The organism is Bacillus sp. V3B, from assembly GCF_024494465.1.
Lineage (GTDB): Bacteria > Bacillota > Bacilli > Bacillales > Cytobacillaceae > Bacillus_BD.
Genome location: NZ_JAETXM010000004.1, coordinates 131,383 through 143,723, shown reverse-complemented (window position 1 = coordinate 143,723; position 12,341 = coordinate 131,383). Strand labels below are relative to the sequence as shown.

General features: G+C 36.7%; 14 protein-coding genes and 2 pseudogenes. 6 read left to right on the top strand and 10 right to left on the bottom strand.

The features are described from left to right. Positions 1-129: 129 nt before the first annotated feature. A pseudogene (locus JMM81_RS07715) lies at positions 130-316 on the bottom strand (UV DNA damage repair endonuclease UvsE); the annotation flags it as partial. Between the two features lie 246 nt (positions 317-562). On the opposite strand from JMM81_RS07715, the gene JMM81_RS07710 reads away from it, so the two are divergent. From JMM81_RS07710 to JMM81_RS07695, 4 genes are read left to right on the top strand one after another with little or no spacing between them, the layout of a single operon-like run. Continuing rightward, positions 563-1,114, top strand: coding sequence for a glycosyltransferase (locus JMM81_RS07710; protein ID WP_256240979.1), 552 nt, complete (start codon positions 563-565; stop codon positions 1,112-1,114). Then, positions 1,084-1,626 (top strand): glycosyltransferase, encoded by a 543-nt coding sequence (locus JMM81_RS07705; RefSeq protein WP_309143482.1) that lies wholly within the window; start codon positions 1,084-1,086, stop codon positions 1,624-1,626. Before JMM81_RS07710 ends, JMM81_RS07705 begins: the two co-directional genes overlap by 31 nt. Then, the gene (locus JMM81_RS07700) at positions 1,626-2,900 is read left to right on the top strand and encodes a hypothetical protein (RefSeq protein ID WP_256240978.1); all 1,275 of its coding nucleotides are present in this window, start codon (positions 1,626-1,628) and stop codon (positions 2,898-2,900) included. The genes JMM81_RS07705 and JMM81_RS07700 overlap by 1 nt, the downstream gene beginning before the upstream one ends. Further along, positions 2,897-3,913 (top strand): NAD-dependent epimerase, encoded by a 1,017-nt coding sequence (locus JMM81_RS07695; RefSeq protein WP_256240977.1) that lies wholly within the window; start codon positions 2,897-2,899, stop codon positions 3,911-3,913. Before JMM81_RS07700 ends, JMM81_RS07695 begins: the two co-directional genes overlap by 4 nt. Positions 3,914-4,153: 240 nt before the next feature. Here the strand turns inward: JMM81_RS07695 and JMM81_RS07690 are convergent, their stop codons facing one another. The 8 genes and pseudogenes from JMM81_RS07690 to JMM81_RS07655 form a co-directional block, all read right to left on the bottom strand. Beyond that, on the bottom strand, positions 4,154-4,594 hold the full coding sequence (locus tag JMM81_RS07690; protein ID WP_256240976.1) for a DUF4097 family beta strand repeat-containing protein: 441 nt from the start codon (positions 4,592-4,594) through the stop codon (positions 4,154-4,156). A gap of 169 nt (positions 4,595-4,763) precedes the next feature. Then, entirely contained in the window at positions 4,764-4,910 is a 147-nt protein-coding gene (locus tag JMM81_RS07685; RefSeq protein ID WP_256240975.1) for an SDR family NAD(P)-dependent oxidoreductase, read from the bottom strand. Positions 4,911-5,045: 135 nt separating this feature from the next. Next, complete coding sequence (gene deoC / locus JMM81_RS07680) at positions 5,046-5,717, bottom strand: deoxyribose-phosphate aldolase (RefSeq protein ID WP_256240974.1); 672 nt, start codon at positions 5,715-5,717, stop codon at positions 5,046-5,048. 26 nt (positions 5,718-5,743) lie between these two features. Beyond that, on the bottom strand, positions 5,744-6,142 hold the full coding sequence (gene cdd / locus JMM81_RS07675) for a cytidine deaminase (RefSeq protein ID WP_256240973.1): 399 nt from the start codon (positions 6,140-6,142) through the stop codon (positions 5,744-5,746). A gap of 72 nt (positions 6,143-6,214) precedes the next feature. Continuing rightward, complete coding sequence (locus tag JMM81_RS07670; protein ID WP_256240972.1) at positions 6,215-7,048, bottom strand: purine-nucleoside phosphorylase; 834 nt, start codon at positions 7,046-7,048, stop codon at positions 6,215-6,217. 137 nt (positions 7,049-7,185) lie between these two features. Beyond that, on the bottom strand, positions 7,186-7,356 hold the full coding sequence (locus JMM81_RS07665) for a DUF1427 family protein (protein ID WP_256240971.1): 171 nt from the start codon (positions 7,354-7,356) through the stop codon (positions 7,186-7,188). Between the two features lie 131 nt (positions 7,357-7,487). After that, complete coding sequence (locus JMM81_RS07660; protein WP_256240970.1) at positions 7,488-8,792, bottom strand: pyrimidine-nucleoside phosphorylase; 1,305 nt, start codon at positions 8,790-8,792, stop codon at positions 7,488-7,490. Between the two features lie 326 nt (positions 8,793-9,118). After that, positions 9,119-9,739, bottom strand: a pseudogene (locus JMM81_RS07655) (nucleoside transporter C-terminal domain-containing protein); the annotation flags it as partial. Positions 9,740-10,026: 287 nt separating this feature from the next. On the opposite strand from JMM81_RS07655, the gene JMM81_RS07650 reads away from it, so the two are divergent. Both JMM81_RS07650 and JMM81_RS07645 read left to right on the top strand, forming a co-directional pair. Then, positions 10,027-10,239 (top strand): YozQ family protein, encoded by a 213-nt coding sequence (locus JMM81_RS07650; protein ID WP_256240969.1) that lies wholly within the window; start codon positions 10,027-10,029, stop codon positions 10,237-10,239. Between the two features lie 24 nt (positions 10,240-10,263). Next, the gene (locus JMM81_RS07645; RefSeq protein WP_256240968.1) at positions 10,264-10,422 is read left to right on the top strand and encodes a hypothetical protein; all 159 of its coding nucleotides are present in this window, start codon (positions 10,264-10,266) and stop codon (positions 10,420-10,422) included. Between the two features lie 317 nt (positions 10,423-10,739). On the opposite strand, the gene JMM81_RS22895 is transcribed toward JMM81_RS07645, so the two are convergent. Then, entirely contained in the window at positions 10,740-12,308 is a 1,569-nt protein-coding gene (locus tag JMM81_RS22895; RefSeq protein WP_256240967.1) for a bifunctional metallophosphatase/5'-nucleotidase, read from the bottom strand. Positions 12,309-12,341: the final 33 nt, after the last annotated feature.

Below are 12,341 nucleotides of genomic sequence, written 5' to 3'. Positions count from 1 at the left end.
TTTCGGTGACAATCGCTCCTGAGCGATTGTTTTCTACTTTATTGTGTAATTAGCATATGATGTTATTAAAGTGACATATTTTCTCTACTCTAAACAACATGATTTCTTAACGATCATGAAGGCTTTCATTTATTTCAAACGAAAGGAAGAACCATCTATTATTTCAACATCATCCCTTTTTTTTGATCTCTTCCATTAATTTAAATAGGGCTTTATCCTTTTTCTTTGCCTCAATCATACAATCAATTTGTGGTATGGAGCCTTTTATCTCTTTTAAAAATCGAAAAAACATGTCAACATCAATATAATCCGAATAGTTCTGATTATGGACCTATTCAGAATGATACAAGGACCCTATCATAAGAGCATCACTATTTCTTATGACAGGGTTCTCCGTAATCAATCTAAATCATCTTCCCCTTTTTGAAAAGACTCCTTCATATGAAAAATCCCATTATTTTAATGGAACTTTCTTCCTATTTGTCCAAGCCTCTCCTTCCCATTTTGCATAATCTATTCCAATACTTCATATTCCATGTTTAATTGAAAGGAGAAGGTTTATTTGCCAACAGCTATGCATTTAAATTTAAGAGTTGACCCAACTCAGTATATTCCTCAGATTCGCGAAGTTCCAGGTTATGATTATATTCATCTGGTACGTCAACCAAAGTATATGATTGACCTCCCGCTACTCAATGAAAAGGTTTACTATCTTAATGAAATTTTCTCGCCAAAAGAATTTGTAGAAAAAAATAATATTTCCCTTTTACATGCCCACCATGGTCAATTAGGCATATTATTACTCCCTTTTAAGGAAAAGACAAATCTCCCGTTAGTAACTAGTATTCGAGGCAGAGATGCCACCTTGGCCGATCAGCCAGTTGGTTATTTAGAACACATGAAAATGCTATTTGAACAAGGAGATCAATTTTATCCCGTTTGTCAATATTTGGCTGACAGACTCAAAGCTTGGGGCTGCCCTCCAGAAAAAATTAAAGTGCTATACGGGGGCGTTGATCTAAGCCAATACCATTATAGAACGCCAAGTTTAGCGGGCTCACAAAACATTCTATCTGTAGGTAGATTAGTAGAAAAAAAGGACATCACATTTTAATAAGAGCGTTTCAAAGAGTAAAAGATAAATTTCCTGATGCCACTTTGACGATTATCGGAAAAGGGGAGCTCCAGGATGATCTTACCTCTCTAGCCAATCAACTAAATTTAGGAGATTCTTTTCGTTTATTAAATCACCTTCCTAAAGAAAAAGTGCGAGAGCATATGATGAATGCAGATTTATTTTGTGCTGCTAGCTTAACAGCGGCTAATGGAGATTTAGAAGGAATTCCAAATACACTAAAAGAAGCCATGGCAATCGGTTTACCTGTCATCTCGACCCATCATGCAGGTATCCCTGAATTGATCACCCATAACAAAGAAGGATTCTTAGTAGAAGAAAACAATGTGGACCAACTTGCAGACGCTCTTGAATATATGTTAACCAACAGGAATATTGGGGCATCGTATACGATCGCTGCACGTCAAAAAGTTGAACAATTCTTTGATGCTAAACAACAGCTTCTATTACAGGCAAGATATTATGATGAATTGTTAGGGGGAACGAAATAATGGAGGACTTTAAATCAATTAAAGTAACGAAAGGCTTAAAAACTTTAATGATTGATAACCCTACTACCTACCCACTAATCGGTATGGGCTCGCAAGGGGCAGTATTTAAAATTTCAGAAGATAAATGTGTGAAAATCTATACAGATCCACTGCAGGCAGAAATGGAAGCCGAAGCCCTTAACGCCGGACAACATTTATCCTTTTTTCCTAAAGTATATAAAACAGGCTCCAATTTTGTGGTGATGGATTACTTTAATGCTCCAAATTTAAAAGAATATCTTAGAAACTGCACGTATATCCCGGAATCCATCTCCAGAAAACTTCTTACTATTTTAAGGGAAATGGAGGAAGCGCAATTCACAATGATCGATGCCCCGCTGCGACATATCTTTGTTCTTGAAAACGAAGAATTAAAAGTAGTTGATCACGTAAACGCCTTCAAAAGGATTCATCCAGTCCCCCTAAAATTATTGAGAGATTTAAATATCATTTTATTAAAAGACTCATTTTTAGCCCAAGTAAAAAGACTAGAGCCGAGAACATATAAAATGTGGGAGAAATATTTCAAGGAAAATCGTTTCGACTATCGAAACATTCCCGTCTCCTCTGGTGGATCAGGAAAAGGAGTAAAAGTTGAAAGCTCCGTAACTCAACCGCTCATTGGTAAAGGACATCAAGGTGCTGTATACCGAATAGCTGAAGATCAATGTGTAAAGATTTATGGAAAGCCAGAACATTGTAAGCAGGAAAAAGAAGTTCTTTTATCCAATCAAGACCTGCTGTTTATTCCAAAAGTATATGAAACAGGTTCCAATTATGTTTTAATGGAGTATTTACTAGGACCCAATTTAAATCAGTATCTAAAAAAACAATCTCACCTTTCAGAGGAGATAACAAGACGCTTGCTCGATATTTTAACAACCATGAAAAAAGCAGGTTTTAAACAAATCGATGCCCCGTTAAGACATATTTTTGTCACCAACCAAGGTTTTAAATTAGTCGATCATGTGTATTCGTTTTCTCGAGAACAAAATAGACCGATCGAGTTATTTCAAAACCTTCACGAAAGAAATTTCTTAGACTCTTTCCTTGAACAAGTAAAAATAATGGATCCCGAGACACATGCTGAATGGACAAAAACACCAATTCCACTTACGAATGAAGAAGCAACATTAGTAATGGAGGAAAAAGATAAGAAGGATAAGAAAAACAAAAAGGACAAGAAAGGAAAAGAAAAGAATAAAAACAAAAAAGACAAGGATAGAAGTAAATGAGCATTTTAATAACAGGAGCGGCCGGATTTATTGGGTTTCATCTCTCAAAACGTTTGCTGGCTCAAGGTTATCATGTGATTGGGATCGATAATCTTAATGATTATTACGATGTTCGTTTAAAGCAGGAGCGGTTAAAGATACTGGAAAAAAACACTAATTTTAAGTTCTTTAAAATAGATTTAGCAAATGAAGAAGCATTGTATTCAATATTTAAAAATCACTCAATTGATATTGTGATCAACTTAGCTGCTCAAGCTGGAGTTCGTTATAGTATTAACCATCCACATTCTTATATTGATTCAAACCTATCTGGGTTTCTAAATATTTTAGAAGCCTGTAGGCACTATCCTGTAGAACACTTGATTTATGCTTCATCAAGTTCCGTTTATGGAGCAAATTCAAAAATTCCATTCTCTACTAAAGACTCCGTCGATCATCCTGTAAGTATTTATGCTACTTCAAAAAAATCAAATGAACTAATGGCTCATACGTATAGTCATTTATTTAATATTCCAACCACAGGTCTTCGTTTCTTTACAGTATATGGCCCTTGGGGAAGACCAGATATGGCCTACTATTCATTTACTAGAGATATTATGGAAGGCAATAAAATAAAAGTATTTAATCATGGAAACATGAGTAGAGACTTCACTTATATTGATGATATCGTAGAAGGAATAGTCAGATTACTCCATCGCCCACCGAAACCTAACAATCAATGGGATAGAACAAATCCCGAACCTAGTTCAAGTTATGCGCCCTACAAAGTTTATAATATTGGTAACAATAATCCAGAAAAATTAATTGATTTTATTCAGTTTTTAGAGAGAATCATTGGTAAAAAGGCAAAAATAGAATATTTACCGATGCAGCCTGGAGATGTTAAGGAGACCTATGCAGATATTACGGACTTACAAACGGATGTAGGGTTCTCCCCTACAACAACATTAGAAACAGGTTTAAATCATTTTGTGAATTGGTACAAAAAGTATCATGTAAAGAAAACAGAATAAGTCTCTTCAATTAATCTACAAGAAGATAAGCTTCTATTTCCATTTAGTAAGCGTTAATTAAAGAAGCATCACATCTTACTAAGCTATTCTATTTTTAACTCTTCCCCCTTTGATCCCCCTTTGAAAAGGGCTACTTACAAGCCAAAGTCACAACTTGTAGGACAGCCCTTTTCGCCAATTATTTTAATATATAATACACAAAACAATTTCCAATTATCTGGACGGTGCCTGGCACCTAGATTAATTTACCTCAACCTTTCCACTTGATACACTTAAATCTAACTGATGTTCTCCTGTTCCATGTACACCTTTCATTACTTGTTTATTCTCTTCTTTATTTTTCAAAACAAAATTACTCGAAATAGATCCGCTGCTAACCTTTCCATCTAATGTGAAGTCAGCGTTGTCAGGTAAATCTAACTGTACATGACCAGAACTTACGTCCACCTTAACCGAATCTGTTAATTGATCCAGTTGAATATTGATATTACCCGATGATACATCTGCCTCAAGCTGTCCCTTATAATGTTTCAAATTAACATTTCCTGAACTAATATCAAATAACCCACTCTTAGCCGTAATCCAATCCAGATTGACATTTCCTGAACTCACATCTACTGAAAGGTTGTTTAGTTGTACTGGTTGATTTTTCGATTGGCCTTTGTAATTTACATTATTCATAAATGCCGTTAGTTCCTGTTCGTCAAGGTGAAATAGTTCTTTTACATGGTCCTTCCTCTTAAAATATAATGGCCTCAACTCCTTAAAGGAATTGAGGCTCAATTTGTCGACAAACTAATATATAATATGAGATTAATTGATTGCTTCCATGTAGCATTACTTTCTTTAACTATTTATCAATCATTTGTTTTACTTCATTTAGTTTTGACTCGGTTCTTCCTACTAAAATAATGCGATTCCCTTTTCGTGCGTAGGATAGTGCGAGTTCTTTTCCTAGTCCTGTTCCTGCACCTGTAATTAAGATGGTTTTCATCATTTCACACCGCCTTTTTAATACATTGATTTTCAAAAAACACTAACTAGTTAGTTTGACTTTCCCCCAAAAAACAGTTCAAGTTTCTTTACCTTATGTGGCGTGTATATGACTTTTTATGGAAGTTAAAATGCCAACTTAATAAGCAGTCGTTCCTTGCTCACTTTTGACAATGGAAATACCAGAACTTGCTCCAATACGTGTCGCTCCTGCTGCAACCATAGCATTTACTGTTTCGCGGTCACGAACACCGCCAGAAGCTTTTACTCCAATATCAGGGCCAACCGTTTCACGCATTAACTTAATATCTTCAACCGTTGCTCCCCCAATTGAGAACCCAGTTGATGTTTTCACATAATCGGCACCCGCTTTAACAGACAATTTGCAAGCACGAACCTTTTCTTCTTCGGTTAGTAAACAGGTTTCAATGATCACCTTCACTAAAGCTTTCCCTTTCGCTGCCCCCACAACAGAACGAATATCTTGTTCAATACCATCATCATCACCGTCTTTTAACTTGCCAACATTAATCACCATATCTACTTCGTGGGCACCTTTTTGAATAGCATCCTTTGTTTCAAATGCTTTTGTTTCTGATGTTGTTGTTCCTAACGGAAACCCAATAACGGTACAAACCTTCACATCAGATCCCTTAAGTAAATCTGCTGAAACTTCTACCCACGTCGGATTTACACAAACAGAGAAAAACCCATATTTTTTTGCTTCTTCACATAATTTTTCAATTTGTTCCTTTGTCGTATCTGCTTTTAATGCTGTATGGTCAATCATCTTTGCAATTGTCTTATTCATTCTTATCACCTTTCATTCTATCGCTTTTATTTCATTAAATCTTCAGGAGAAAACGCTCCTGGTAATAATTCAGTGACAGTCATTTCTTTTTTTTCACCCTGCAAGTTCGTCAAAATCACTTTCATATCTGGAGCACATAACTCTGAAATTACTTGCCTACATGCTCCACAGGGTGGAACAGGTCGATCAGTGTCTGCAATGACGACAAGAAGATCAAATTCTTTTTCACCTTGTGCATAGGCACTAAATAACGCTGTACGCTCTGCACAATTACACATCGAATAGGCCGCATTTTCAATGTTACAACCCCGATATATGTTACCGACTTTTGTTCGTAGCGCTGCCCCCACCTTAAATTTCGAATATGGAGCATACGCCATCTCTCTAGCTTTCTTGGCCTCTTCAAACATCAATTGATTGTCCATCCTTCACACCCTTATCTAAATCATTTATTTTTTATCAAACCAATTGTTTACACGGATTAATAGGTAATCCTCTTATATTTTTTCACTTTCTTTCATTATACTAATAATTTCTTTTACAAGACTTAAAAATTGCTCTCTCACCTTCTCCGTTGTCTCCATGACTTCATCATGAGATAATGGTTGATCCATCATCCCTGCTGCCATATTCGAAATACAGGATATCCCTAATATATTCATGCCCGCATGACGTGCAACAATGACTTCAGGTACGGTGGACATCCCAACAGCATCTCCACCTAGTTTTTGAAGCATACGAATTTCTGCAGGTGTTTCATAACTAGGCCCACTATTCCAAACATATACACCTTCTTGTAAAGAAAGTCCTAACTTTGTGGCTGCCTTTTTAGCTATAGCTTGTATCTGTTGATTATAGGCTGTTGACATATCTGGGAAACGAACACCGTATTCTTGATTGTTTGGTCCAATCAACGGATTGGCACCTACATTATTAATATGGTCGGTAATTAACATCAGATCACCTGGTGAGAACGATGGATTTACGCCACCAGCCGCGTTCGTCACCACTAATGTTTCAATTCCTAACTCTTTCATCACCAGTACAGGGAACGTCACTTGGTCCAACCCGTACCCTTCGTAGTAATGAAAACGCCCTTGCATGGCAAGCACAGGTAATCCTTGAAGTTCCCCGATTACCAACTGACCAGCATGCCCTTCAACCGTAGACTCCGGAAAACTAGGAATATCTGTGTATTTGATTTTTACCGGTTGTTCAATTTCGTCTGCAAGTACTCCTAATCCTGAACCAAGAATCAATCCTACCTTAGGTTGAATCGATAATTTCTCAGAAATATAGACAGCTGTCTGTTTAGCTGATTCAATATTCATCGCTTTCCCTCCTATTATTTAATATCCTCTAAAAAACTCTGACCACATGCTGGTTTTTTAACCTTAAAATTATCGGCAATGGTTATTAGAAAAACTCGTTTAAAATTTGTCGTCATCTCTAAATTCCCCCTGTTTCATTAATTCATAAATGTTTTAGAAATCCAATCAACAAGAATGCCTCCAAAATATACACCAAATATGCCGAGCACACCTGCTAGTACAGGAGGAGCTGGTAACGGAAGTCGCAAAAACTTAAAAACAACTCCAATAATCATTCCCGCTAGTACACTCAGTAATAATTCTCTCATGACCATTCTCCTTTAATTTTTCAATTAATAATAAGCTCATAGACACATTGTATGAGGTCCAACCTCTTATACACTTAAAAAGTTTGGGTCCATTTATTGGACCCTATCTATTTTGCATTACATTTAATTTTTTAATCATATATAATATCGTATATCAATGAGTTTAACTTAACATCATTTTGTGAAAACCCGTAGGCATCATAAATTTGATTGCTAACTTCAGTTACTTCTTTCGTATTACTACGAATGGTAACAAGTGATTCACCTTTTTTCACTTGATCACCTATCTTTTTATTTAAGACAAGACCTACGGCTAAATCAATCTCTGATTCTTTTGTCGTACGCCCTGCTCCTAAAGTGCTTGCTGCAACCCCAATTTTATCAGCAATGATTTCTGAAACAACACCATCTTCTTTCGCCACAACTTCAAATGTATAAGAAGCTGTTGGAAGTTTGGACGGATTATCTACAATTGTGCTATCTCCACCTTGAGCTGCAATAAATGTTTTAAATTTATCGATCGCTTTCCCTGTTTTTATAGCGTCCTCTAACTTCTCTCGTGCTTCATCAACACTTTCTGCTTGATCCGCAAGATAAACCATTTTACTTCCGAGTGTTAAACATAACTCATAAAGATCTTCCGGTCCTTTTCCTCTTAACGTATCAATGGCTTCTTTTACTTCTAAGGCGTTCCCAATAGCAAACCCTAATGGTTGATTCATATCAGAAATAACCGCAATCGTTTTACGTCCAGCGCCGTTTCCGATTTGGACCATCGCATGTGCAAGTTTCTTCGCACCATCTAAATCCTTCATAAATGCACCTGAACCTGTTTTTACATCTAAAACAATGGCATCTGCTCCAGATGCAATTTTCTTACTCATGATCGAGCTTGCGATCAACGGAATCGAGTTAACTGTTGCGGTTACGTCACGTAAGCCATACAATTTTTTATCTGCAGGCGTTAGATTTCCACTTTGACCCACTACAGCCACTTTATTCTTATTCACCAGATTATTAAAGGTATCGCCGTCAATTTCAACTTGAAAGCCTTCGATCGATTCTAATTTATCAATGGTTCCTCCTGTGTGCCCAAGCCCACGTCCTGACATTTTGGCAACAGGTACCCCAACGGAAGCGACAAGAGGTGCAAGAATGAGGGTCGTTGTGTCACCAACACCTCCTGTACTATGTTTATCAACTTTAATTCCCTTAATGGATGAAAGGTCTATTTGATCACCTGATTCAACCATTGCCATCGTTAAATTGACGCGTTCTGAAGAAGTCATATCTTTAAAAAAGATGGCCATCGCTAATGCTGACATTTGGTAATCCGGAATACTTCCATCTGTATAACCCTTAATGACAAAGTCAATTTCTTCTTTTGTTAACTCATCACCATCACGTTTTTTTTCAATAATATCTACCATTCTCATATTTGATCATCCTTTTAACATTAAATTTTTGATGATATGATTATATTCTTCATTAAAAAGGAGTAATAATCCTCTTATTTACCTCTTCGATCAAATTCGCCCCGCCGAATTTGCGCCCGGATTTTTATCGAGCTCGCTCGATAAATGACCTTTAAAAAATCCGAGGCATCCGCCGGAGGCTTAACTTCATTCAGCCGGGGTTTGAACCCCCCACTGAATCAGAGAGCTTTTTGCATTCATCCCCCACTTACAGAAGTGGAGGACTTCTGCTGAATGAAGTTAAATAAATATTCCTGCAATCGCTGCACTTAATAGTGAAGCTAACTCTCATAACCGAACAATCCACCTAAGCCACCTAGTATTCCATTAATGAGTGCTATTAATGCAATAAAGGCTAGTAACATCGCACCAACATTTACGGCAAACTTCAAACCATCTCCAGCACCACGAGCAGTAGCATCAATCACATTAACGGACTCTGTATCATCCAACATTTCTAATACATTAGCAATCTCAGATTTTTCCGTTTCAGGTATAATCATTTTACCCATGATCAAACCGGCTGGCGCTGCCATAAAGCTAGCTGCTAATAAATATTCAAGCGGAACACCTAATAAAGCATAACCAACAAGGACAGAACCCGCAACTGACGCAAGTCCGCCGGTCATAACAGCAAACAACTCAGACTTTGTCATTTTTGCTAAAAACGGTCGAATAACAAGCGGAGCTTCTGTTTGCCCGACAAAAATATTTGCTGCTGCAGACATTGATTCTGCTTTACTTGTACCTAAAAGCTTTGATAAGGCACCACCAATGATTTTAAGAAACCATTGTATAATTCCAAGATAGTATAGTACTGAGATTAAAGAGGAGAAAAAGATAATAATCGTTAATACCTGGAACGCAAAGACAAACCCAACCTCTTCAGCACTTGCTAAAGGACCAAAGCAGTTGATCTCCCACCTATCTTCTGTTGTATACTCAGAATCTTGAGGTGGGAGTCTTATGCCCGTTAAGAGTGGGATAAAATGATCTTTTTTATGTTGGTTACAATATTTAACTTATCCTCAATTACTTTGTTTTTACCACTATACAAAAAAACACATCTACTTATGATAGGGTTAAATCCAATTCATCATAATTTATTTTTACCAAAACAATTTTAAACGAGTAATTTTTTTGTCAAAAGAAGAAGATATCCATGTACCGACAAATAAAAAGGAGTGTCTAATCGATGAAAAAAAAGAATTCTACTAACAGTACAGAAATTGCTGGTCATACCTACGATTCCAGTGATTATCAAAAAAAAGACCAACTATCTTCAGGGCTTGCCACTACTCATGAACAGTTTAGTGATTCATACGCAGAAGGTGAGATTGGTGCCATTATTGATGATAACGATGGGGAAAATAGATCGATCCCGAGAAAAGGTTTTGAACAAGACTAACTCAAAGTGAAATGAGGGACTATAATGGTGAACGAAAACTTTGATAAATTCAGAAAAGTTCAGAGTACCCATAAGAGTGAATATTTAGACGGAACGCAAGAGCGTAGCCGTAATCGCAATGATTCCCAATATAACAATCGAAGTGATACAGACAAATCACCAGGTGCTACCGGCAGAAAATGATGATACCCTTTTAAACAAAAAAGGTTGAGAAAAACATCTCAACCTTTTTTGTTTAGATCAAATTCGCCCCGCCGAATTTGCGCCCGGATTTTTATCGAGCTCGCTCGATAAATGACCTTTAAAAAATCCGAGGCATCCGCTGGAGGTTTAACTTCATTCAGCCGGGGTTTAAACCCCCACTGAATCAGAGAGCTTTTTGCATTCATCCCCCACTTACAGAAGTGGAGGACTTCTGCTGAATGAAGTTAAATATAAATCATATTCATTTGAGATTTACCATTAATATGGATTATTTTCTTACTTCCTTTTTTACTTAATTAAAATACTACTTTCCAGTTATTATTTACTTGAGCATCTAATATTTTCTCACTTTTTACTTCAGAAACGAGTATCTCTGCAATATCGTTATGAATTTCTTTTACTATTTTGTGAGTACCGAACATCTTATAGCCACCCGATCCACTAGCACGATAACTACTTGTCGCTACAAAGTGCTTTTCAGAAGACAGCGACTTACCTTGAAAACTTGCAGAAACAACCCGTTTTCCAATAGGTTTTTTCAAATCTAGGCAATAGTCAATTCCTTCCCACATATCAAAATTATAGCTTAATAATCTCGGCTTTTTCCATTCGGGATTTATTTGAACATCACCGCCAACGCTTGTTGAAAAAAAAGAAGCAGATACCTCCAATGCACTACGTATATCTTCTCCCGTTAATTCTAAAATGGTAACTGTATTGGCAAAAGGATAAATCGCATATATATCTCTGCGAGTAATCGACTTTGTCCATGTGAATGCGTCCACATTCAATAAAGACGCACAAGAAATTTCGGTATTAGCCACTTTCATTAATGTCTTATTGATCCATTCAATTAGCGGGTGTTCGTGTAACCAAACATCTTGTATAGGATTATTAATCGTGATCGGTTTAGAAACAACCCCAATTTTTTCATCAAGCCACTTTTCCACTTGATCCTCCATTGATTGAATAACGTTTAATACGTCGGTATCCACTTTGCTATCTTTTGTAGATAAAAGTTCAGCGGAACGACCCTTAACCTTACACCCTTCATGATTCTTTTCAAGAATAAGATCAATTCTACCAACATAGGCTGCTTGAGTCCCAGCTTGTAAGACCATTTTCATGTCTTTCGTTGTGATCCCATACAGAAGATGTTGATGTCCAGTGATCAGGACATCCATGTCTTCTATTTCATTTAACAAAGCAAAACCCTGATTTTCGCCATTATCTATTGAGATCTGTTCGAGTGTTTCAGGATCTTTCTCTAATCCTCCATGATAAGAAACGATAATAACATCAGATTTTTTTTCTTCTTTTAAATAGTGAACCCACCGCTTTCCTACGTCTACTGGATCTAAAAAATCAAATGCCTCAATATTTCTTTTCGGTTCCCAATTAGGGATAAACTTTGTCGTTAGTCCTAGAACGGATATGTTTATATCATTAATGGTTAATGTTATGTATGGCTTCCCAAAAAATGGTTCAGTCGTTCCTCTTTTCACTACGTTAGCTGATAACCAAGGAAATTGAGATTCCTCTACGACTTTTTTTAGCTTTTCTTCTCCATAATTAAATTCATGGTTCCCTATGACAGCTGCATCATAACCTAATAAATTATGAATAAGAACTGCTGGATGGGAGGCTTCTGACTCGGTTAAAGCATAATGAACTAAAGGAGTCCCTTGAATGAGATCTCCATTATCTAAAAGTATGACATTTTCTTCCTCAAGGCGGATTTTATGAATGAGGGAAGCCGCTTTAGCCATTCCTTTTGGATCAAATTCTTTGTTTGCATAATGATATGGAGATATTTTCCCATGAACATCGGTTGTCGATAAGATCACAATTTTAGTTTGTTTCACTTTTTAGTCTCCCTACAATTGAACCACTAAGTA